We start from the raw sequence: 20,607 nt of genomic DNA on the forward strand, positions 1-20,607 counted from the left end.
GGAGTGGGGATTGGGGATTTGGGAGTCGTTGGAGCGACGGCAACAGCGGCAGCGTGGCGGCGTCAGTGAGGTGGAAGTGGGGCGGGGACCGCTTGGCGAATCCCCAATCCCGACTCCCGAATCCCGGCTGCCGCGCCTCAGCGCGTCAGCCGTTCGTTCACCAGCGAATCGACTACCGACGGATCGGCCAGGGTCGAGGTGTCGCCGAGCTGGTCCGGCGCGTTCTCGGCGATCTTGCGCAGGATGCGGCGCATGATCTTGCCCGAGCGGGTCTTGGGCAGGCCCGGCGCCCATTGCAGGTGGTCGGGCGCGGCGATCGGGCCGATCTCCTTGCGCACCCAGGCCACCAGTTCCTTGTGCAGGGCCTCGCTCGGCTGCTCGTCCGCCACCAGGGTCACGTAGGCATAGATGCCCTGGCCCTTGATGTCGTGCGGGAAGCCGACCACCGCGGCCTCGGCCACCTTCGGGTGCGAGACCAGCGCGCTCTCCACTTCGGCGGTACCGATGCGGTGGCCGGAGACGTTGATGACGTCGTCCACGCGGCCGGTGATCCAGTAGTAGCCGTCTTCGTCGCGGCGGCAGCCGTCGCCGGTGAAGTAGCTGCCGGGGTAGGTGCGGAAGTAGGTGTCGATGAAGCGCTGGTGGTCGCCGTAGACGGTGCGCATCTGCCCCGGCCACGAGTCGCGCAGCACCAGGTTGCCTTCGGTGGCGCCTTCCAGGATCTCGCCGTCGGCGTTGACCAGCGCCGGCTGCACGCCAAAGAACGGCAGCGTCGCCGAGCCGGGCTTGAGGTCGATCGCGCCGGCCAGCGGGGTGATCAGGATGCCGCCGGTCTCGGTCTGCCACCAGGTGTCCACGATCGGGCAGCGGCCGTCGCCGACCACGTCGAAGTACCAGCGCCAGGCCTCGGGATTGATCGGCTCGCCGACGCTGCCGAGCAGGCGCAAGGACGCGCGCGACGTACGCTTGACCGGCGCCTCGCCCTCGCGCATCAGCGCGCGGATCGCAGTCGGCGCGGTGTAGAAGATCGTGACCTTGTGCTTGTCGATGACGTTCCAGAAGCGCGACACGTTCGGGTAGTTGGGCACGCCCTCGAACATCAGCGCGGTGGCGCCGTTGGCCAGCGGGCCATAGACGATGTAGCTGTGGCCGGTGACCCAGCCGACGTCGGCGGTGCACCAGTAGATGTCGTCCTCGCGCAGGTCGAACACCGCCTCGTGGGTGTAGGCCGCGTACAGCAGGTAGCCGGCGGTGGTGTGCAGCACGCCCTTGGGCTTGCCGGTGGAACCGGAGGTGTAGAGGATGAACAGCGGATCCTCGGCGTTCATGCGCTCGGGCTCGCATTCGGCTGGCTGGCTGTCGACCACGTCGTGGAACCAGCGGTCGCGCGGGGCCTGCATGTCCACCGCGCCGCCGGTGTGTCGCACCACCAGCACGGTCTCCACGGTCGTGGTACCGGGCAGCTTCAGCGCCGCATCGACGTTGGCCTTGAGCGGGATCTTCTTGCCGCCGCGCAGGCCCTCGTCGGCGGTGATGATCAGCTTGCTGCCGCAGTCGATCACCCGGTCGGCGATCGAGTTGGGCGCGAAGCCGCCGAACACCACCGAGTGGATCGCGCCGATGCGCGCGCAGGCCAGCATCGCCACCGCCGCGTCGGGGATCATCGGCAGGTAGATGGTGACGCGGTCGCCCTTCTTGACCCCGAGCTTGCGCAGCGCGTTGCCGAGCCGGCACACGCGCTCGTACAGTTCGCGGTAGCTGACGTTGTAGGACGGCGCGTCCGGGCTGTCCGGTTCGAACAGCAGCGCGGTCTTGTCGCCGCGGGTGGCCAGCTGGCGATCCAGGCAGTTGACGCTGGCGTTGAGCTCGCCGTCGTCGAACCAGCGGATGCGGAAGTCGTCCAGGGCGAAGCTCACGTCCTTGATCCGGGTCGGCTTCTTGAACCAGTCCAGGCGCTCGGCGGCCTGGCCCCAGAACGCCTCCGGCTGTTCCACCGACCGCCGGTACAGGGTCTGGTACTGGGTCTTGTCGATCCGTGCCTGGGCGGCGAACTGCGGATCGACGGGATAGATATCGGCCATGGTTCCCTCTGCAATGAACGGGGGCGCCGCATGCGGCGGCGCGTCATGGCGCAGTGTGCCGCATCCACCGTTAAGCGCGCACGCGGCGGGCTTTAGACGATGGTCGTAAACCCGCCGCTGTTCGACTAATGGCCAATAGGCGCGCCCTGCCGCGGCGCGCACTCTGGGTTCAGCCGTGCCTGCGCGCGGTGGACATCCATTATTCGGGAGGGAGTAATGAGCAACCGCATCGCATCCTTGGCACGGCGCCCGTTGGCCGCTGCGCTGTTCGTCGCCCTGATCGCGCCCGGCGCGGCCTTCGCCCAGAGCGGCAAGACGCCGTCGGCGCGCGAACAGGCGCTGGAGGCCCGCGTGGCCGAGCTGGAACGGCAGGTACAGCTGCTGCTGTCCTCGCAGCAACAGCAGCAGGGCCAGATCGCGCAGACCCAGACCGAGGTGGCGGCGGTGAAGTCCAGCCAGGCCGCGGCACCGGCGCTGCCGGCCGGCAAGGCGCCGATCCAGGTGACCACGATCACCCCCGGCGCCGCGCCCGGCACCACGTTCAAGGTCGGCGGCTTCATCAAGGCCGATTTCCTGGCCACCCGCACCGGCGACGGCCAGCTCGCCGACGACGCCACCGGCCGCGCGCTGTACCTGCCCGGGCAGACCCCGGTCGGCGGCGGCAAGTCGGGCACCGACTACAACGCGCACGCCAAGTTCTCGCGCATCAACTTCGGCGTGGACAGCGTCACCGACGCCGGCAACAAGGCCGGCGCGCTGGTGGAGCTGGACTTCTTCGGCAATTCCCTGGGCACCCAGACCGCCACCAACACCTACGGCGCCACCCTGCGCCATGCCTACATGTACTGGAACCACTGGCTGGCCGGCCAGACCTGGTCCAACTTCATGGATCCGGCGGCGCTGCCGGAAGCGGCCGACTTCATCGGCCCCACCGATGGCGTGATCTTCGTGCGCCAGGCGCAGGTGCGCTACACCAACGGCGGCTTCAGCATCGCCCTGGAGAACCCGGAGACCACCGTCTACAACCGCAGCGCGACCGGCGTCGTCACCAGCGCCAGCTCCGACCGCGGTGCGTTGCCGGACCTGACCGTGCGCTACGGCTGGAAGGGCGACTGGGGCAGCTTCGGCATCGGCGGCCTGCTCGGCCAGCAGAAGGTGGACAACCGCGCCACCGGCGCCGACGCCAGCAAGGTCTCCGGCGGCCTGACCCTGGGCGGCAAGTGGGTGGCCGGGGACAGCGACAGCCTGTTCTACCAGCTCAGCGGCGGCGAAGGCATCGGCCGCTACGTCGGCCTGGGCATCGCCCAGAACGCGGTCTACGACGCGGCCGACCGCGACCTGGACACGGTCGGCGTGGTCGCCGGCTACATCGGCTGGCGCCATGCGTTCTCGCCCAAGCTGCGCACCAACCTGATCTACGCGCGCAGCGACTACGACAACGACACCGCGCTGACCGGGCTGGGCGTGACCAAGAGCGTGCAGAGTATCCGCGGCAACATCTTCTATACGCCGATGCCCAAGGTCGACGTCGGCGCCGAGCTGATGTACGGCAAGCGCGAGATCGAAAGCGGCGCCAAGGGCGACATCACCCGCCTGCAGTTCACCACCAAGTACAGCTTCTGAGGCCACGGCCGGCGCGGCGCCCCGGGAGGGCGCGCCGCGCCGCCGCGGGCCCGCCAGACGCACGCGACGGATCGCGCTTCGACCACCTTTTACCGCCACCGCCACACCATACCGCTTCGGAGGGGAAGCTTCCTATGTCCAGCACCGCCATCAACCCGTCAGGCCAGCCGCTGACCAAGGGCCACAAGAAGGTGATCTTCGCCTCCAGCCTGGGCACCGTCTTCGAGTGGTACGACTTCTACCTGTACGGGTCGCTCGCCGCGATCATCGCCAAGCAGTTCTTCAGCGGGGTCAACGAGACCACCGGCATGATCTTCGCGCTGCTGGCCTTCGCCGCCGGCTTCTTCGTGCGTCCGTTCGGCGCCGCGTTCTTCGGCAGCCTGGGCGACCGCATTGGCCGCAAGTACACGTTCCTGGTCACCATCCTGATCATGGGCATCTCCACCTTCCTGGTCGGCGTGCTGCCCAACTACAACACCTGGGGCGTGGCCGCGCCGGTGATCCTGATCGTGCTGCGCCTGGCCCAGGGCCTGGCGATGGGCGGCGAGTACGGCGGCGCGGCGACCTACGTCGCCGAGCATGCGCCGCCGGGCAAGCGCGGCCTGTACACCAGCTTCATCCAGACCACCGCCACCCTTGGCCTGTTCCTGTCGCTGCTGGTGATCCTGGCGTGCCGCCTGACCCTGGGCACCGAGGCATTCGAGGCATGGGGCTGGCGCATCCCGTTCCTGGGTTCGATCATCCTGCTCGGCGTGTCGGTGTGGATCCGCCTGCAGCTGAGCGAATCGCCGCTGTTCCAGCAGATGAAGGCCGAGGGCAAGGGCTCCAAGCAGCCGTTCCGCGACAGCCTCAAGGACGGCAACTTCAAGCTGATGCTGATCGTGCTGCTCGGCGCCACCGCCGGCCAGGCCGTGGTCTGGTACGGCGGCCAGTTCTACGCGCTGTTCTTCCTGCAGAGCACGCTCAAGGTCGATCCGACCGTGTCCTACCTGCTGATCGCCGCGGCGCTGGCGCTGGCCACGCCGTTCTTCCTGTTCTTCGGCTGGCTGTCGGACAAGATCGGCCGCAAGAAGATCATCTTGCTCGGCTGCCTGCTGGCGGCGGTGACCTACATGCCGCTGTTCAAGGGCATCACCCACTTCGCCAATCCTGCGGTGGAAGAGGCGCGCACCAAGTCGCCGGCGCAGGTGCTGGCCGATCCGACCACCTGCAGCTTCCAGTTCGATCCGGTGGGCGTGCGCAAGTTCACCAGCTCCTGCGACGTGGCCACCGCCGCGCTGACCAAGGCCGGCGTGCCGTATGAAGTGCAGCCGGCAGCGCCGGGTTCGCTGGCGCAGGTGCACATCGGCGGCAGCCAGGTCGCCTCCTACGAGGCCGCTGGCCTGAGCAAGGCCGACGCCAAGCCCAAGGCCGACGCCTTCGGCAAGGAGCTCAAGGGCGCGCTGACCGCGGCCGGCTATCCGGAGAAGGCCGATACCGCGCGCATCAACATCCCGATGACGATCCTGCTGCTGTGGGTGCTGGTGATCTACGTGACCATGGTCTACGGCCCGATCGCCGCGTTCCTGGTCGAACTGTTCCCGACCCGCATCCGCTACACCTCGATGTCGCTGCCGTACCACATCGGCAACGGCTGGTTCGGCGGGTTCCTGCCGGCGATCTCCTTCGCCCTGGTGGCCGGCACCGGCAACATCTACTACGGCCTGTGGTATCCCATCGGCATCGCGCTGATGACCCTGGTGCTGGGCACGCTGTTCCTGCGCGAGACGCGTAACGTGGACATCACCAAGTAAGGGTGTCTGCCCTTGCGCCGGAGCTTCCGGCACTGCGACGCCGGCCTCGTGCCGGCGTCGTCGTTTGTGCGCTACGCCGCGGCGCTGGCATCGACGGCGGCGGCATGCGCTTACCATGCGCGCTGCACACACCCGTAGACCGCCGCATGCGCTACCGCTGGATCCTGTTCGACGCCGACGACACGCTGTTCCGCTTCGATGCCTACGCCGGCCTGCAGCGCATGTTCGCCGGCTACGGCGTCGCCTTCGCCGAGCAGGACTACGCCGACTACACCGCGCTCAACCGGCCGTTGTGGGTGGAATACCAGAACGGCGCGATCACCGCACTGCAGTTGCAGCAGCGCCGCTTCGCCGGCTGGGCGCAGCGCCTGCAGACCGCGCCGGAGACCTTGAACGCCGCGTTCCTGACGGCGATGGCCGAGTTGTGCGCACCGCTGGACGGCGCGGTGGCGTTGCTGGACGCATTGCGCGGACGCGCGCGGCTGGGCCTGGTCACCAACGGCTTCACCGTGTTGCAGCAGGCGCGGCTGCTGCGCACCGGCCTGCACGACCGTTTCGAGGTCGTCGCCATTTCCGAGCGGGTGGGCGTCGCCAAGCCGCACCCGGGCATCTTCGCGCACGCCCTGGCGCAGCTGGGCGATCCGCCGCCCGCACAGGTGCTGATGGTCGGCGACAATCCGCACGCCGACATCGCCGGCGGCCTGGCCGCCGGCCTGCACACCTGCTGGTTCAACGCGCACGCCCTGCCGGCGCCCGAGGGCATCGTGCCGCACTACGAAGTGGCCACGCTGGCGCAGCTGCAGGCATTGCTGCTCGAGGAGACATGACCGCGCGTGTTGCGCCGCACCCCATGGCCGAAGCGCTTTCGCGCTTTCTGTAGGAGCGGCTTCAGCCGCGACCCACAGGTTCGGCGCACGCCATGCTTGCTGGGTTAGGAAACCAAGCTCTTGCATGATTGCCAGCAGCACGCATCCGAATGCCTGACGCCGTCGGCGCTGAAGCCCTTCCCACAAGGAGACGGTATGCCGACCAACCCATTGTGGGAGCGACTTCAGTCGCGACGCGGCAAAACTGCGACGCGCGCATCAATCGATCTCCGGTTGGCCAAACACTTCAGCGCTTCCTGTAGGAGCGGCTTCAGCCGCGACCCACAGGCTCAGCGCACGTCATGCTTGCTGGGGTAGGGAACCAAGCTCTTGCAGGATTGCCGGCGACACGCATCCGAATGCCAGGCGCCATCGGCGCTGAAGCCCTTCCCACAAGGACCGTACGCCGATCGACCCATTGTGGGAGCGACTTCAGTCGCGACGCGGTAAAGCCTGCGGCACCTGCATCACACGATCTCCGGTTGGCCCGCCGCCGCGCCACGGCCTGTCCCGCACTACTCGCATCGGGCCATACGCCGGCATCGTATAGTGCGCCCATGCCCATTTCCGACCCCGCGTTCCACAGCGCCGACACGCCGCTCGCCGACCTGCCGGCCACCTTGCAACGGCTGCGCACCGCCTGGCGGGCGGCCAAGCCCGACCAGGCGCAACGCCGCGACGACCTGCAGCGCCTGCGCGCGGCGCTGAAGCGGCGCCTGCCGGAGATGGCCGACGCCATCGCCGCCGATTTCGGCCATCGCTCGCGCCACGAATCGCTGCTGGCCGACGGCATGACCGTGCTCGGCGAGATCGACCATCTGTTGCGCCACCTCAAGCGCTGGATGCGGCCGCAGCGCGTCGGCGCCGGCTGGCGGCTGTGGCCGGCGCGCGCCGAAGTGCGGCCGGTGCCGGTCGGCGTGGTCGGGGTGATCGCGCCGTGGAACTACCCGGTCAACCTGGCGCTGATCCCGCTGGCCACCGCCATCGCCGCCGGCAACCACGTCTACCTGAAACCCTCCGAGCACACCCCGCGCACCGCGCGGTTCCTGCACTCGCTGCTGGCCGAAGTGTTCCCGCCGCAGCGCGTGGCGCTGGCGCTGGGCGGGGCCGAGGTGGCCGGCGCCTTCGCCGCGCTGCCGCTGGACCACCTGGTGTTCACCGGCTCCACCGCGGTCGGGCGCAAGGTGATGGCCGCGGCCGCGCCGAACCTGACCCCGCTGACCCTGGAACTGGGCGGCAAATCGCCGGCCATCGTCTGCGCCGACTACCCGCTGGAACAGGCCGCCGCGCGCCTGGCCACCGGCAAGTGGTTCAACGCCGGGCAGACCTGCATCGCGCCGGACTACGTGCTGGTCGACGCCAGCCGCAGCGCGGCGCTGGTGCAGGCGCTGCGCGCGCAGGTGCTGGCGCGCTACGGCGACTTCGCCGTGGCCGACGACTACACCCGCATCGTCAACGAAGGCCAGTACCGGCGCCTGCGCGGCTACCTGGACGATGCGCGCGCGCGCGGCCTGGAGGTGATCGAACTGGCCAGCATCGAGCCCGAGCGCGCCGAACGCGAGCGCCTGATCGTGCCGACCGTGGTGCTGCAACCCGGCGACGATGCGCTGCTGATGCAGGAAGAGATCTTCGGCCCGATCCTGCCGCTGCGCAGCTACCGCACGCTGGACGAGGCGATCGCGATGGTCAACGGCCGCGACCGGCCGCTGGCGCTGTATCCCTTCAGCCACGACCGCGCGCAGGTCGAAGCGATCCTGCACGCCACCGTCGCCGGCGGCGTCACCGTCAACGACAGCCTGCTGCACTTCGCCGCCAACGCGCTGCCGTTCGGCGGCATCGGCCCCAGCGGCATGGGCGCCTACCACGGCCGCGCCGGCTTCGACGCCTTCAGCAAGGCGCTGCCGATCCTGTGGCAGTCGCGCCGCGCCGGCAGCGACCTGCTGAAGCCGCCGTACCGGCGCATCGCGCGCGTGCTGGAGTTTCTGTTGCGCTGAGCCGGGACCCGGGATGGCGCTCAGTCGGCCCACACGCGCCGTGCGATCTTCTCGGTGAGCCGCGCATCCAGGTCCACGACCAGTGCGCCGCCCTCGGCGCGTAGCGTCGCCAGCGCCGGACCGGTGTCTGGACGCACCAGGCGATCGGCGATGCAGCCGTCTTCTCTGTCGATCAATAGCATCAGGCGGACGCGATGCAGTGCCAGCGGCTGTGCGAACAGATGCTGCAGCAGTTCGGCGTCGAGCGGACCATCCATGCGCTGCGTCCGCTGGTCCGGTGTCCGGTCGTAGTCGATGAATGCGGACTCCAGCATGGTGAGCCAGCTTTCGCCCGACCGCAGCGCATAGCCTGGCCTGCTTGCCGCCGCGCGATCCAGCGGCAATGGTTCCAGGATCAGGTTCATCACCAGCAGAAAGTAGCGCTGCGACGGCACGCCCAGTTGCATAGGGTCGATGAGTTCGTGCTGTTCGGCGAAGTAGATCCTGTCGAACACCAGTCCATCGCGACTGGCGCGCACATGCAAGTCCAGTCGCGGTTGCAGGGCGCGCACGCCATTCGCGGTTGCGGCGTACCATTCGTAGAAGCCGCCGCATCCAAGGGCGATCGGGCTTTCCGGGGATGTTCCGTTGTCTGTAAAGCCTTCGCGGAACAGCATCTCGGCGGAGATGCCTTCGGCGAGATCTTCACAAGGCGTGAGCGGCGCCCGTGCCGGCCAGCCCGTTCGCGACAGGGCATGATCGGCGGCATTGATCATCCGTTCGACCATCGCCATTCCAGATCCGGCGATGAAGCAGGTGCCGAAATGGTCCGTGATCACTTCTCGATGGATGCCATGCACGAACGGCGTGCATGTGCGTTGGGCATCCACAAGGACGCCAAGCAAGGAAATGGCGTCCGCCTGGGCGCCCAGCGCGGTCAGTGCCGATCGCAGGGTGTGCGCCTCCACCCGGTAGCCGGGATCGAAGCAGGCGTTGCGCTTGATGATCTCGGACAACTGCGCCCAGAAGGCGAAGGCGACAGTGCAGTTGCCGGCGAATGCCACCATGCCGCCGCAGTTCGGCAGTACGAAGGTCTTGCGCGCGAGCCTGGAGAGGTGAAAGGGGCCCGCAGCATCGCGCCATTCCGAGCGCACATGCCCCAGCGCCGGCAACCACAGCTCTTTGCGCGATGAGGGATCCGGTCCCGCCGCGGAAAGCAGGGTGTCGGCGACGAGGTGAGGATAATGTGCGACGTCGAGCAGGGCGATCGCGGTCATGGGGTGAGGCGCCGACGTACCTTGCAAGGATGGCACAATGTTGCGTACTGCCCGCCTGCGCGCAAGCGCCCTCCGTCTCGATCTCATGAAAATCGCCTCCTGGAATGTCAACTCGCTCAACGTGCGCCTGCCGCACCTGCAACAGTGGCTGGCGGCGTTCGCGCCGGACATCGTCGGCATCCAGGAAACCAAGCTGGAAGACCACAAGTTCCCGGATGCGGCGCTGGCCGAGGCGGGCTATCGCAGCGTGTTCGCCGGGCAGAAGACCTACAACGGCGTGGCGATCCTGTCGCGCACGCCGGCCAGCGACGTGCAGATCGGCGTGCCCGGTCTGGAGGACGAGCAGAAGCGGGTCATCGCCGCCACCGTCGGCGATCTGCGCATCGTCAACCTGTACGTGGTCAACGGCCAGGACGTGGGCACCGACAAGTACGCCTACAAGCTGCGCTGGCTCGAGGCGGTGCACGACTGGCTCGCCGCCGAGCTGCAGCGCCATCCGCGCATGGTGGTGCTGGGCGACTTCAACATCGCGCCGGACGCGCGCGACGTGCACGACCCGCTGGTGTGGAGCGACAACCACATCCTCACCTCCACCGCCGAGCGCGGCGCGCTGCACAAGCTGCAGGCGCTGGGCCTGCACGACGGTTTCCGCCTGCACCACGACGACGGCGGCATCTTCAGCTGGTGGGACTATCGCCAGGCCGGCTTCCGCCGCGACCTCGGCCTGCGCATCGACCTGACCCTGGTCTCCGACGCGCTGAAGGCGAGCACGCGCGCGGCCGGCATCGACCGTGAACCGCGTACCTGGGACCGCCCCAGCGACCATGCGCCGGCCTGGATCGAACTGGAGCAAGGAGCCGGCGTATGAACGAGCGTCATCCGCGCCGTTGCATCGACAAGGTCGGCGACACCGCGATCGCGCCGCTGCACCGGCTCAGCTGCCACTGCGGCGCGGTGCAGATCGACCTGGAACTGCCGCACGGCATCGTCGACCCGCGCCGCTGCAACTGCTCGCTGTGCCGCCGCCGCGGCGCGATCGTCGGTTCGGTGCCGTTGGCCGCACTGCACGTGCGCGAGGGGGCCGACGCGCTGCGCCTGTACAGCTTCAATACCCACACCGCGCAGCACTATTTCTGCGGGGTGTGCGGGATCTACACGCATCACCAGCGCCGCTCAGATCCCAACGAGTACGGTTACAACGTCGGCTGCCTGGAAGGCGTGGATCCGTACGCGCTGGCCATCGCGGTGCCGGTCAGCGATGGCGTGCATCATCCGGCCGACCGCGCCACCCCATGAGCGCCGCCGTAAACGCAAACGCCCGGCGAACCGGGCGTTTGCGCGAACCTGCGGGGGCTTCTGCGCTTAGCGCGCGCGGCCGCGGGTGAACAGGTTGACGATGGCGAGCAGGATGACCGCGCCGATCAACGAGTACAGGAACGTCCACAGGGTGATCGCCTGGTTGATGCCGCCGCCGAACAACCAGCCGGCGATCAACGCGCCGATGATGCCGACGACGATATTCAGGATGATGCCCTGCTGTGCGTCACGGCGCATGATGATGCTGGCCAGCCAGCCCACGATGCCGCCGACGATCAACCAGATGATGATGCCCATGGATAAGACTCCTAGCGTGTGCCCGCACCGGGAGCGGTGTGGCGCGGGCCATTTAAGGAGCGCTGCCGTGAAGCGACCGTGTATCCAGACCGGCGCGGCGCAGCGGGCGTTGCGGTTCGTGGAGGCGGCGTGAGCGTCGCGCCCGACGCACCATTGCATCCCGATCCGCCCGACTGGCGCTTCGGCCCGGTGGCGCTGTGGCTGCGCCCGCATCCGCCGCGCACCCCGGGCGAGGCGCAGGCACGGCGGCTGCTGGCCGCCGAACTGGCGACGCCGGAGGCGCAGCTGCCGCTGCGCCGCGACGAACGCGGCCGGCCCTGGCTGCACGCGCCGCTGGCGCACGTCGGCACCGGCTGGAGCCACAGCGGCGACTATCTGCTGGTGGGCATCGGCGCGCACGCGCGGCTGGGCGTGGACATCGAGCACCAGCGCCCGCGGCCGCGATTGCTGGAGGTGGCGCAACGGTTCTTCCACCCCGACGAGGTCGCGACCTTGCAGGCGCTGGCCGAGCCGGCGCGCGAGGCGCTGTTCTTTCGCCTGTGGTGCGCCAAGGAGGCGCTGCTGAAGGCGTACGGCCACGGGCTGTCGTTCGGGCTGCACCGGCTGCGCTTCGCCGAGGACGCCGCCGGCGTCCTGCGCCTGGCCTGGTGCGATCCGGCGCTGGGCGCGGTCGCGCGCTGGCAGGTGCACGAATGGGTGCCGGCGCCGGACTATCGCGCCGCGCTGGCCTGGTATCCGCTGGAGCCGGCGTAGCCGCCCTATCGCCCTTGTAGGAGCGGCTTCAGCCGCGACGCTTTGCCGGCAACGCCGGTCGCGGCCGAGGCCGCCCCGACGAACAGTCGCTGGTGGACCCAGGCCCGGTCGCGCCACTGCGACGCCCAGGGTCTCCTGCATGCCGCCGTGCCACACCAGCGACGCCCCGCTGCGGATGCCCGGCGGCGGCGCCGCCATCCGCGACATGGCAGCGCCCATGGCGTCACCTGCGATAATCCACCGATGAACGACGCCTCCCTCCCCGAATCCGTCCCCGCCGCGCTCGACCACGGCCTGCGCGCGCAAGGCCTGGACGCCGCGGCGCTGGCGCCGCCGCTGCTGGCCTACCTGGCGCTGCTGGCGCGCTGGAACCGCACCTACAACCTCACCGCGGTCCGCGATCCGCACGAGATGGTGACCCGGCACCTGCTCGATTCGCTGGCGATGCAGCCGTTCGTGGTCGAAGGCACGCTCGCCGACCTGGGCACCGGCCCCGGCCTGCCGGGCATCCCGCTGGCGATCGCGCGGCCGCAGTTGCGGGTGACCCTGGTCGAGAGCAACGGCAAGAAGGCGCGGTTCCTGCGCGAGGCGGTGCGCCAGCTGCGCCTGGACAACGCGCGCGTGGCCGAATCCCGCGCCGAGGCGGTGGACGAGCCCGGCGCCTACGATGTCCTGACCGCGCGCGCGCTGGACACGCTGGCCGGCATCGTCGCCGTCGGCGGCCACCTGCTGCGCCCGGGCGGGCGCCTGCTGGCGATGAAAGGGATGCGCCCGGACGAGGAGATCGCCGCGCTGCCGCCGGGCTGGGTGATGCAGGCGGTGCACCGGCTGCAGGTGCCGGGCCTGGACGCGGACCGCCACCTGGTGGTGGTCGAGCGCGGCTGAGCCGGGGCGGGCGGCGGCCGGGGCGCCGACGCCGATTTCCGCCCCAGGGGGGTGTGACCGCATAATGCCCGGTCCCACCCATCGCCGACGAGGCTCCCGCATGGCCCGCATCATCGCCATCGCCAACCAGAAAGGCGGCGTCGGCAAGACCACCACGGCGGTCAACCTGGCGGCGGCGCTCGCGCGCCAGCCGCAGCGCGTGCTGCTGGTGGACCTGGATTCGCAGGGCAACGCGACGATGGGCAGCGGCATCGACAAGCGCGAGGTGGCCGCGTCCACCTGCGACGTGCTGCTGGGCGAAAGCAGCGCCGCGCAGATCCGGGTGACCGCGCCGGAGGGCTTCGACCTGCTGCCCGGCAACATCGACCTGACCGCCGCCGAGATCCAGCTGATGGACCAGCCGGCGCGCGAGCAGCGGCTGAAGACCGCGCTGGCGCCGCTGCGCGCCGAGTACGACTTCATCCTGATCGACTGCCCGCCGGCGCTGTCGCTGCTCACCTTGAACGCGCTGACCGCGGCCGACTCGATCATCGTGCCGATGCAATGCGAGTACTACGCGCTGGAAGGGCTGACCGCGCTGCTGGAGACCATCGAGGCGCTGCGCGCCAACCTCAATCCGACGCTGGAGATCGAGGGCGTGCTGCGCACCATGTTCGACGTGCGCAACAACCTGGCCAACGCGGTGTCGGCGGAGCTGACCAACCATTTCGGCGACAAGGTGTTCCGCACCATCGTGCCGCGCAACGTGCGCCTAGCCGAGGCGCCCAGCCACGGCCAGAGCATCGTCGGCTACGACCGCACCTCGCGCGGCGGCGTCGCCTACATCGGCCTGGCCGGCGAGATCGTGCGCCGCCGCAACGAACGCAATCGGGCCGCCCCGGCCATGGAGACCGTCTGATGAGCGCCAAGCCCCCTGCCCTCGGAGCGAAGAAGCGCGGCCTCGGCCGCGGCCTGGAAGCGCTGCTGGGACCGAAGGGCGGCACGGCCGCGCCGGCGCCCAACGACGCGGCGCAGCCCGGCGAGAGCCTGCGCCAGCTGCCGGTCGGGCAGCTGCAGCCGGGCAAGTACCAGCCGCGCCAGGAAATGGACGAGGGCAAGCTGCAGGAGCTGGCCGAGTCGATCAAGGCGCAGGGCGTGATCCAGCCGATCGTCGCCCGCGAACTGGAGCCGGGCAGGTTCGAGATTGTCGCCGGCGAACGCCGCTGGCGCGCCTCGCAGCTGGCCGGGCTGAGCGAAGTGCCGGTGGTGGTGCGCGAGCTCGACGACCGCACCGTCATCGCCATGGCGCTGATCGAAAACATCCAGCGCGAGGACCTCAACCCGCTGGAGGAAGCGCAGGCGCTGCAGCGGCTGATCGACGAATTCGCGCTGACCCACGCCGAGGCGGCCGAAGCGGTGGGCCGCTCGCGCGCCTCGGTGTCCAACCTGCTGCGCCTGCTGGAGCTGCCGCCGGCGATCCGCGCGCTGCTCGAAGCCGGGCGCCTGGAAATGGGCCATGCGCGCGCGCTGCTGACGCTGTCGCCGGAACTGGCCAGCCGCCTGGCCTCCGACGCCGCCGACCAGGGCTGGTCGGTGCGCGAGGTCGAGCACCGTGCGCAGCAGTTCGCCGCCGGCAAGGTGCCCAGCAACCGCAAGGCCAAGCCCGGCCGCGTCGCGCCGCAGGCCGACATCGCCTCGCTGGAGACCGAGCTGTCCGAATCGCTCGGGACCAAGGTCGCCATCGCCCACGGCCGCGGCGGCAAGGGCAAGCTGGTGATCCACTACACCGACCTGGACACGCTCGACGGCGTGCTGGAGCGGCTGCGCGGCAAGGTCGGCTGAGCCGCCGCCGCTGTCGATCCGCATGACGTCCGCCACCGTCCCCGCAATCGTGCAAGGCGTGCGCCGATGACGGTCCTGGTCACCGGCGCGGCCGGCTTCGTCGGCGCCTACACCTGCCGTGCGCTGGCCGCGCGCGGCGAGGCGGTGGTGGGGCTGGACAACTACAACGACTACTACGACCCGCAGCTCAAGCGCGATCGCGTCGCCGCGCTGTGCCCGCAGGCCGACATCCGCCAGCTCGACCTCACCGACCGCGACGGCCTGACCGCGTTGTTCGACGAGGTCCGCCCCGAGCGCGTGGTGCACCTGGCCGCGCAGGCGGGCGTGCGCTATTCGCTGCAGAACCCGTACGCCTACGTCGACAGCAACCTGGTCGGCTTCGTCAACATGCTGGAACTGTGCCGGCACCGCGGCGTGCAGCACCTGACCTACGCATCAAGCAGCTCGGTGTACGGCGATTCGGCGACGCCGCCGTTTTCCGAAGACCAGCGCATCGACCAGCCGCGCTCGCTGTACGCGGCGACCAAGGCCGCCAACGAGCTGATGGCCTATACCTACGCGCAGCTGTACGGCCTGCGCGCCACCGGGCTGCGCTTCTTCACCGTGTACGGCCCGTGGGGCCGGCCGGACATGGCGCCGCTGCTGTTCAGCCGCGCGGTGCTGGCCGGGCGCCCGATCGAGGTGTTCAACCACGGCCGCATGCGCCGCGACTTCACCTTCGTCGCCGACATCGTCGCCGGCGTGCTCGGCGCGCTCGACCATCCGTCCACCGACCCGGTGCCGCATCGGGTGTTCAACCTGGGCAACCACACGCCGGTCGAGTTGGAGCGCTTCATCGGGGTGATCGAGGCCGCCGCCGGCCGCCCCGCCGAGAAGGTCTACAAGCCGATGCAGCCGGGCGACATGGTCGAGACGATGGCCGATACGGCGCGCGCCCACGCCGCCTTCGGCTTCGAGCCGAGCACCCCGATCGAGGTCGGGCTGCCGCAGGTGGTGCAGTGGTGCCGCGATTATTTCGGCGCCGCGGCCTGATGCTTCAGCCCCGGGTCACCGGCCCAGGGCACAATGCGCGGTCTTTTTGCGTCGCCGCTGCCGTTCCCCGCATTTCTCCCTTGCGTTGCCGCCGAGCCTAGTCGAGCCATGAGCCAGCCTTCCCTTTCCGTCGTCGTCCCGGTGTTCAACGAGCGCGACAACGTGCCGCCGCTGGTGGCCGAGATCGTCGCCGCGCTGCGCGGCGTGACCGACTTCGAGATCGTCTATGTCGACGACCATTCGCGCGACGACACCCTGGCCGTGCTGGACGGCCTGAAGGCGAGCACGCCGGAGCTGCGGGTGCTGCACCACGTCACCCAGAGCGGGCAGAGCACCGCGGTGCGCAACGGGGTCAAGGCCGCGCGCGGCGCCTGGATCGCCACCCTCGACGGCGATGGCCAGAACGATCCGGCCGACATCCCCAAGCTGCTGGCTGCGCGCGCCGCCGCGGACGCGCAGGTCAAGCTGTTCGCCGGCTGGCGCGTGTCGCGGCAGGACTCGGGCAGCAAGCGCTGGGCGTCCAAGTGGGCCAATGCGATCCGCGCGCGCATGCTGCGCGACGACACCCCCGACACCGGCTGCGGCATCAAGCTGTTCGAGCGCGACGCGTTCCTGGACCTGCCGTACTTCGACCACATGCACCGCTACCTGCCGGCGCTGATGCAGCGTGCCGGCTGGCGCACCCTGAGCGTGCCGGTGAATCACCGCCACCGCACTTCGGGCGTGTCCAAGTACAACAACCTCAACCGCGCGCTGGTCGGCATCCGCGACCTGCGCGGCGTGGCCTGGCTGATCGCGCGCAGCCGCCGCACCGTGGTGCAGGAGCGCTGAGATGGAAGTGCATTTCCTCAACGAACCGATCCAGGCGCTGTACTGGACCGGCCTGCACGTCACCGGCTGGAAGCTGATCGGCTACGTCGGCGCGCTGATGTTCGGCGGCCGCTGGCTGGTGCAGTTCGTCGCCTCCAAGCGCGCAGGCAAGCCGGTGATCCCGCGCATGTTCTGGTACATGAGCGTGGTCGGCAGCCTGATGACGCTGAGCTACTTCCTGTTCTCGGCCAAGCAGGACTCGGTCGGCGTGCTGCAGAACCTGTTCCCCGCCTTCACCGCGTTCTACAGCCTGTACCTGGACATCAAGCACCGCGGCTGGCACCGGGACCGCGCATCGCATTGAGGCGAGGGCGATCGCAACCGATGGCAGGCTGAAGCCGAGGCGCGGCTGAAGCGCTCGGCATGGCGCCTCTTGTGGGAGGGACTTCAGTCCCGACGCCTTACCGTTTCCGCCATCGCATGCTCGCGCATTTTCCGACAGCGCCGCGGGTCGATCCCCGATGGCGCCGCCATCTTCCCGCGACGAAGCTGGCGGCATGCACATGCAACCTCCCCGCGGTTATCGCGCGCTACGCGCAGGGCGCTGCACCGAATCGGGCCGCATCTATCTGGTGACGGCGGTGACCTGCGAACGCCAGCGCCTGTTCGAGGACTGGCGCTGCGCCTGGGCCGCCGCGGCCTGCCTTTCCGACCCGGCAACCTGGGATTGCGCACAGTTGCTGTGCTGGGTGTTGATGCCCGATCACTGGCATGGATTGCTCCAGCTCGAAGGGGATGGGGCATTGTCGAGCGTCATGCAGAATGCCAAAGGCAGGGCGGCCAGGGCAGTGAATCTGGCGCGGGGTCGCGGTGGGACTGTATGGATGCCGGGTTTCCATGATCGTGCGCTACGGCAGGAACGGCAGTTGCTGCCTGTCGCGCGCTATGTCGTCGCTAATCCGCTGCGGGCGGGCTTGGTGGACAGGCTTGGTAGGTATCCGTATTGGGATGCAGTCTGGCTGGATGCGGCGAAGGACCGCAGTGCTCGCCCGACACCGTAATCCAGATGGCGCACATGAAGAAGTGGGTGAATTTGGAGAGCGTCGTGCTCCGCTCGTCGCGACTGAAGTCGCTCCCACAATGACTCGCCGGTGACGAGAGGGCACCGTGGGAGGAGCTTCAGCTCCAATGCCGGTGGCAGCCATCGGCCAGCGCTGTTCTGCCCGATTGGTTTCTGCAAAGTGCAGCGCGTTGCCGTTGTCGGTGTCTCAGTTTCCGATGAGTGCCGCACCAGGACTTCCGGCCCACCCCCCGCCACGCCCGGAATGCGATCATCGGGATCCTGTTCCCACTGCCTGTCGCCGCCCATGCCGATCGCCAAGACCCCGCTGGCCGCTTCCCTGTTGCTCGCCCTCACGTTGGCCGCGCCGGCGCTGGCCGCGCCGCCAGCCGCAGCGCCGCCAGCGGCGGCCGCCGCTTCCGCTGCCGATGCCCGCTTCCAGGCCATCTACGAGAAGGAGTGGAAATGGCGACAGGCGCAGGTCGGCCAGGCCGACGAGGACAGCGACAGCAGCGGCGACAACCGGCAGCTGCCTGACGTCGGCGCGGCGGCGCAGGCGGCACGGCTGAAGGTGTGGGAAGACGTGCTGCGCCAGCTCGACGGTATCGACCCGGCGCAGCTGTCGGCCGACAACCAGGTCAACCTGGCGGTGTACCGCCCGCAGATCGAGAACCTTGCCGCCGCGGTGCGCCTGCGTGCCTATGAGATGCCGTTCAATTCCGACAGCTCGTTCTGGTCGGACCTGGGCTTCATGGCGCGGCGCAGCTTGCGCACGCCGGCCGAGTACCGCGCCTACATCGCGCGGCTCGACGACGTGCCGCGCTACTTCGCGCAGCAGACCGACAACATGCGCGCCGGGCTCAAGCGCGGCTTCAGCGTGCCGCGCGCGGTGCTGGAAGGCCGCGATGGCTCGATCGCCGGCGTCGCCGAACTGAAGGATCCCACCGCCGCCACGCTGTACGCGCCGTTCAAGCAGCTGCCGGCGCAGATCCCGGCCGCCGAGCAGCAGGCGCTGCGCGACCAGGCGCAGGCGGCGATCCGCGACAAGGTGATCCCGGCGTACGCGCAACTGCTGCGCTTCTATCGCGAAGAGTACGTGCCGCAGGCGCGCATCACGTTGGCCGCCGAAGCGATGCCCGACGGCAAGGCCTACTACCAGCAGCAGATCCGCGAATACACCACGCTGGAAATGAGTCCCGAGCAGATCCACCAGGTGGGCCTGCAGGAAGTGGCGCGGATCCAGAAGGAGATGGACGCGATCATCCGCCAGGTCGGCTTCAAGGCGCCGGCCGGCCAGCAGACGTTCCCGGCGTTCCTGCAGTTCCTGCGCAGCGATCCGCAGTTCTACGTCAAGACGCCGCAGGAACTGCTCGATCGGGCCGCGTGGATCGCCAAGCGCGTGGATGGCGAGGTCGGCAAGTTCATCGGCACGCTGCCGCGCGGACGCTTCACCATCGTGCCGGTGCCGGCCGACATCGCGCCGTTCTGGACCGCCGGCCGCGGAGGCGTCGGCACCTACTGGCTCAACACCTACGACCTGCCGTCGCGCCCGCTGTACAACCTGCCGGCGCTGACCCTGCACGAATCCTCGCCCGGCCATTCGCTGCAGGGTGCGCTGGCCGAGGAGCAGGGCGCGCAGCCGGCGTTCCGCCGCGAGAACTACATCTCCGCCTACGGCGAGGGCTGGGCGCTGTACACCGAGAAGCTGGGCAAGGAGATGGGCATCTACGAAACCCCGTACGAGGATTTCGGCCGGCTCAGCTACGAGATGTGGCGTGCCTGCCGGCTGGTGATCGACACCGGCGTGCATCACAAGGGCTGGAGCCGCGAGCAGGCGCTGGCCTACCTGCGCGGGCACACCGCGCTCAGCGAGCACGAGGTCACCACCGAAGTGGACCGCTACATCTCCTGGCCGGGCCAGGCGCTGAGCTACAAGCTCGGCGAGATCGCCATCGTCAAGCTGCGCGCCGAGGCCGAGCAGGAACTGGGCGCGGACTTCGACATCAAGGCCTTCCACGACGCAGTGCTGAAGCAGGGCTCGGTGCCGCTGCCGGTGCTGCAGCAGGAGGTGCGCGCGTTCATTGCCCAGAGCAAGCAGCACAAAGCAGCGTCTCCGAAGCCCGCCGCAGCCGCGCCCGAATAACTGGGCAAACAAAGCGCGCCTGCTCCCTTCTCCCACCGGGAGAAGGTGGCGCGCAGCGCCGGATGAGGGTACGGCCGCCAGTACAGCATGGCGGTGCATCGGCCAGTCCCGGATGAGAGTACGACCGCCAGTACAGCATGGCGGTGCATCGGCCAGTCCCGGATGAGAGTACGACCGCCAGCACAGCGTGGGAGTGCATCGGCCAGTCCCGGCTGAGGGTACGACCGCTAGCGAGGCTTTGAGGCAATAGCCGCAATGCCGGATAGAGGTGCGACCGCAAGAATGCGACCACTCCCGAGGATGCGGTGAACCGTCAGTGCGCGAGTGCAAACGAGACGGCGACCGCCAACGCCGGATCAGGATCAGGCGACGACCATCGACGCCGCATGAAGCCACGCCGGTCGCCGCTCGATCCGCTCTCGCCTCGCCTCATCCCCCCATCTGCGATTGTGTAACCCCGCCCGCATCGCTAGGCTGGCGCCATGTCCATCCGCCGTGCCCACCTGCTGCACCCGCTGCTGCGCCTGACGGTGCTGGCGCTGCTGGCGCTGAGCGTGCTGGTGGCGCCGGTGGCCTGCGCGTTGGGCGACGTGCACGCGCTGGCGCACGGCCAGGCGCATGTGGACGAAGACGCGTCGCACCACGCCGATGGCGAGGATGAACGCGATGGCGCCGGCTTGATGCATGCGCTGATGCACAGTGGCTATTGCCACGGACAGAGCCCGGCGCTGCTGCCGGCGCTGGCCTGGCAGGGAGTGCCGTTGCCGGCGCAGCTGCGCCCGGCCGCCGGGCACCAGGACTACCGCTCGCACCTGCTGGATACCCTGTTGCGGCCTCCGATCGCGGCTTGATGCACCGCCGGCGCCTGCCGGCCCG

Annotated in this window: 19 protein-coding genes; 16 read left to right on the forward strand and 3 right to left on the reverse strand. The window is 69.3% G+C overall.

Going from position 1 to position 20,607, the window contains the following annotated elements; all coding sequences use genetic code 11:
* Positions 1 to 137 precede the first annotated feature (137 nt).
* Positions 138 to 2,081, reverse strand: a complete 1,944-nt coding sequence (gene acs / locus J2Y70_RS18675) for an acetate--CoA ligase (protein ID WP_309920935.1) — start codon at positions 2,079 to 2,081, stop codon at positions 138 to 140.
* Between the two features lie 216 nt (positions 2,082 to 2,297).
* Here acs and J2Y70_RS18680 point away from each other — a divergent pair, with 216 nt between their 5' ends.
* From J2Y70_RS18680 to J2Y70_RS18695, 4 genes are all read left to right on the forward strand, one after another.
* Positions 2,298 to 3,704, forward strand: a complete 1,407-nt coding sequence (locus J2Y70_RS18680) for a porin (RefSeq protein WP_263396613.1) — start codon at positions 2,298 to 2,300, stop codon at positions 3,702 to 3,704.
* Between the two features lie 134 nt (positions 3,705 to 3,838).
* Positions 3,839 to 5,497 carry an MFS transporter gene (locus tag J2Y70_RS18685; RefSeq protein ID WP_263396614.1) on the forward strand — a complete coding sequence of 553 codons (1,659 nt, stop codon included), beginning with the start codon at positions 3,839 to 3,841 and terminating at the stop codon, positions 5,495 to 5,497.
* A gap of 146 nt (positions 5,498 to 5,643) precedes the next feature.
* Complete coding sequence (yjjG, locus tag J2Y70_RS18690) at positions 5,644 to 6,324, forward strand: pyrimidine 5'-nucleotidase (RefSeq protein WP_309920940.1); 681 nt, start codon at positions 5,644 to 5,646, stop codon at positions 6,322 to 6,324.
* A 596-nt stretch (positions 6,325 to 6,920) separates the two neighbouring features.
* Positions 6,921 to 8,357, forward strand: a complete 1,437-nt coding sequence (locus J2Y70_RS18695; RefSeq protein WP_309920943.1) for a coniferyl aldehyde dehydrogenase — start codon at positions 6,921 to 6,923, stop codon at positions 8,355 to 8,357.
* Positions 8,358 to 8,377: 20 nt separating this feature from the next.
* Here J2Y70_RS18695 and J2Y70_RS18700 read toward each other — a convergent pair whose 3' ends face one another.
* Entirely contained in the window at positions 8,378 to 9,613 is a 1,236-nt protein-coding gene (locus J2Y70_RS18700) for a hypothetical protein (RefSeq protein WP_309920946.1), read from the reverse strand.
* A gap of 85 nt (positions 9,614 to 9,698) precedes the next feature.
* Here J2Y70_RS18700 and xth point away from each other — a divergent pair, with 85 nt between their 5' ends.
* Together xth and J2Y70_RS18710 are read left to right on the forward strand one after the other, a co-directional pair.
* A complete protein-coding gene (gene xth / locus J2Y70_RS18705; protein ID WP_309920949.1) occupies positions 9,699 to 10,481 on the forward strand; it encodes an exodeoxyribonuclease III in 783 nt (260 codons plus the stop codon).
* Positions 10,478 to 10,909 (forward strand): GFA family protein, encoded by a 432-nt coding sequence (locus J2Y70_RS18710; protein WP_309920952.1) that lies wholly within the window; start codon positions 10,478 to 10,480, stop codon positions 10,907 to 10,909. The genes xth and J2Y70_RS18710 overlap by 4 nt, the downstream gene beginning before the upstream one ends.
* A gap of 66 nt (positions 10,910 to 10,975) precedes the next feature.
* Here the strand turns inward: J2Y70_RS18710 and J2Y70_RS18715 are convergent, their stop codons facing one another.
* Entirely contained in the window at positions 10,976 to 11,227 is a 252-nt protein-coding gene (locus J2Y70_RS18715; RefSeq protein ID WP_009573531.1) for a GlsB/YeaQ/YmgE family stress response membrane protein, read from the reverse strand.
* 129 nt (positions 11,228 to 11,356) lie between these two features.
* Between J2Y70_RS18715 and J2Y70_RS18720 the strand changes: the two genes are divergently transcribed.
* The 10 genes from J2Y70_RS18720 (at position 11,357) to J2Y70_RS18765 (ending at position 20,582) form a co-directional block, all read left to right on the forward strand.
* A complete protein-coding gene (locus tag J2Y70_RS18720) occupies positions 11,357 to 11,980 on the forward strand; it encodes a 4'-phosphopantetheinyl transferase superfamily protein (RefSeq protein WP_309920957.1) in 624 nt (207 codons plus the stop codon).
* A 243-nt stretch (positions 11,981 to 12,223) separates the two neighbouring features.
* A complete protein-coding gene (gene rsmG, locus J2Y70_RS18725) occupies positions 12,224 to 12,865 on the forward strand; it encodes a 16S rRNA (guanine(527)-N(7))-methyltransferase RsmG (protein WP_263396620.1) in 642 nt (213 codons plus the stop codon).
* A gap of 100 nt (positions 12,866 to 12,965) precedes the next feature.
* The gene (locus tag J2Y70_RS18730; RefSeq protein ID WP_263396621.1) at positions 12,966 to 13,763 is read left to right on the forward strand and encodes a ParA family protein; all 798 of its coding nucleotides are present in this window, start codon (positions 12,966 to 12,968) and stop codon (positions 13,761 to 13,763) included.
* The gene (locus J2Y70_RS18735) at positions 13,763 to 14,686 is read left to right on the forward strand and encodes a ParB/RepB/Spo0J family partition protein (RefSeq protein WP_263396622.1); all 924 of its coding nucleotides are present in this window, start codon (positions 13,763 to 13,765) and stop codon (positions 14,684 to 14,686) included. The genes J2Y70_RS18730 and J2Y70_RS18735 overlap by 1 nt, the downstream gene beginning before the upstream one ends.
* 66 nt (positions 14,687 to 14,752) lie before the next feature.
* Positions 14,753 to 15,718: an SDR family NAD(P)-dependent oxidoreductase gene (locus J2Y70_RS18740; protein ID WP_309920964.1), complete on the forward strand. Its 966-nt coding sequence runs from the start codon at positions 14,753 to 14,755 to the stop codon at positions 15,716 to 15,718.
* A gap of 108 nt (positions 15,719 to 15,826) precedes the next feature.
* Entirely contained in the window at positions 15,827 to 16,549 is a 723-nt protein-coding gene (locus J2Y70_RS18745; protein ID WP_309920966.1) for a glycosyltransferase family 2 protein, read from the forward strand.
* Between the two features lies 1 nt (position 16,550).
* Positions 16,551 to 16,892 carry a lipid-A-disaccharide synthase N-terminal domain-containing protein gene (locus tag J2Y70_RS18750; RefSeq protein ID WP_263396625.1) on the forward strand — a complete coding sequence of 114 codons (342 nt, stop codon included), beginning with the start codon at positions 16,551 to 16,553 and terminating at the stop codon, positions 16,890 to 16,892.
* 199 nt (positions 16,893 to 17,091) lie between these two features.
* Positions 17,092 to 17,589, forward strand: coding sequence for a transposase (locus tag J2Y70_RS18755; protein ID WP_309921101.1), 498 nt, complete (start codon positions 17,092 to 17,094; stop codon positions 17,587 to 17,589).
* 306 nt (positions 17,590 to 17,895) lie between these two features.
* On the forward strand, positions 17,896 to 19,731 hold the full coding sequence (locus tag J2Y70_RS18760; RefSeq protein ID WP_309920973.1) for a DUF885 family protein: 1,836 nt from the start codon (positions 17,896 to 17,898) through the stop codon (positions 19,729 to 19,731).
* Positions 19,732 to 20,213: 482 nt separating this feature from the next.
* Entirely contained in the window at positions 20,214 to 20,582 is a 369-nt protein-coding gene (locus J2Y70_RS18765; RefSeq protein WP_263396628.1) for a hypothetical protein, read from the forward strand.
* The last annotated feature ends 25 nt before the right edge of the window (positions 20,583 to 20,607 follow it).

This window comes from Xanthomonas sp. 1678 (assembly GCF_031455575.1).
Lineage (GTDB): Bacteria > Pseudomonadota > Gammaproteobacteria > Xanthomonadales > Xanthomonadaceae > Xanthomonas_A.

Excerpts from the sequence above, each read along its gene's own strand:
- acs (WP_309920935.1), bottom strand. The coding sequence starts at position 2,081 with ATGGCCGATATCTATCCCGTCGATCCGCAGTTCGCCGCCCAGGCACGG.
- J2Y70_RS18680 (WP_263396613.1), top strand. The coding sequence starts at position 2,298 with ATGAGCAACCGCATCGCATCCTTGGCACGGCGCCCGTTGGCCGCTGCG.
- J2Y70_RS18685 (WP_263396614.1), top strand. The coding sequence starts at position 3,839 with ATGTCCAGCACCGCCATCAACCCGTCAGGCCAGCCGCTGACCAAGGGC.
- yjjG (WP_309920940.1), top strand. The coding sequence starts at position 5,644 with ATGCGCTACCGCTGGATCCTGTTCGACGCCGACGACACGCTGTTCCGC.
- J2Y70_RS18695 (WP_309920943.1), top strand. The coding sequence starts at position 6,921 with ATGCCCATTTCCGACCCCGCGTTCCACAGCGCCGACACGCCGCTCGCC.
- J2Y70_RS18700 (WP_309920946.1), bottom strand. The coding sequence starts at position 9,613 with ATGACCGCGATCGCCCTGCTCGACGTCGCACATTATCCTCACCTCGTC.
- xth (WP_309920949.1), top strand. The coding sequence starts at position 9,699 with ATGAAAATCGCCTCCTGGAATGTCAACTCGCTCAACGTGCGCCTGCCG.
- J2Y70_RS18710 (WP_309920952.1), top strand. The coding sequence starts at position 10,478 with ATGAACGAGCGTCATCCGCGCCGTTGCATCGACAAGGTCGGCGACACC.
- J2Y70_RS18715 (WP_009573531.1), bottom strand. The coding sequence starts at position 11,227 with ATGGGCATCATCATCTGGTTGATCGTCGGCGGCATCGTGGGCTGGCTG.
- rsmG (WP_263396620.1), top strand. The coding sequence starts at position 12,224 with ATGAACGACGCCTCCCTCCCCGAATCCGTCCCCGCCGCGCTCGACCAC.
- J2Y70_RS18730 (WP_263396621.1), top strand. The coding sequence starts at position 12,966 with ATGGCCCGCATCATCGCCATCGCCAACCAGAAAGGCGGCGTCGGCAAG.
- J2Y70_RS18735 (WP_263396622.1), top strand. The coding sequence starts at position 13,763 with ATGAGCGCCAAGCCCCCTGCCCTCGGAGCGAAGAAGCGCGGCCTCGGC.
- J2Y70_RS18740 (WP_309920964.1), top strand. The coding sequence starts at position 14,753 with ATGACGGTCCTGGTCACCGGCGCGGCCGGCTTCGTCGGCGCCTACACC.
- J2Y70_RS18745 (WP_309920966.1), top strand. The coding sequence starts at position 15,827 with ATGAGCCAGCCTTCCCTTTCCGTCGTCGTCCCGGTGTTCAACGAGCGC.
- J2Y70_RS18750 (WP_263396625.1), top strand. The coding sequence starts at position 16,551 with ATGGAAGTGCATTTCCTCAACGAACCGATCCAGGCGCTGTACTGGACC.
- J2Y70_RS18755 (WP_309921101.1), top strand. The coding sequence starts at position 17,092 with ATGCAACCTCCCCGCGGTTATCGCGCGCTACGCGCAGGGCGCTGCACC.
- J2Y70_RS18760 (WP_309920973.1), top strand. The coding sequence starts at position 17,896 with ATGCCGATCGCCAAGACCCCGCTGGCCGCTTCCCTGTTGCTCGCCCTC.
- J2Y70_RS18765 (WP_263396628.1), top strand. The coding sequence starts at position 20,214 with ATGTCCATCCGCCGTGCCCACCTGCTGCACCCGCTGCTGCGCCTGACG.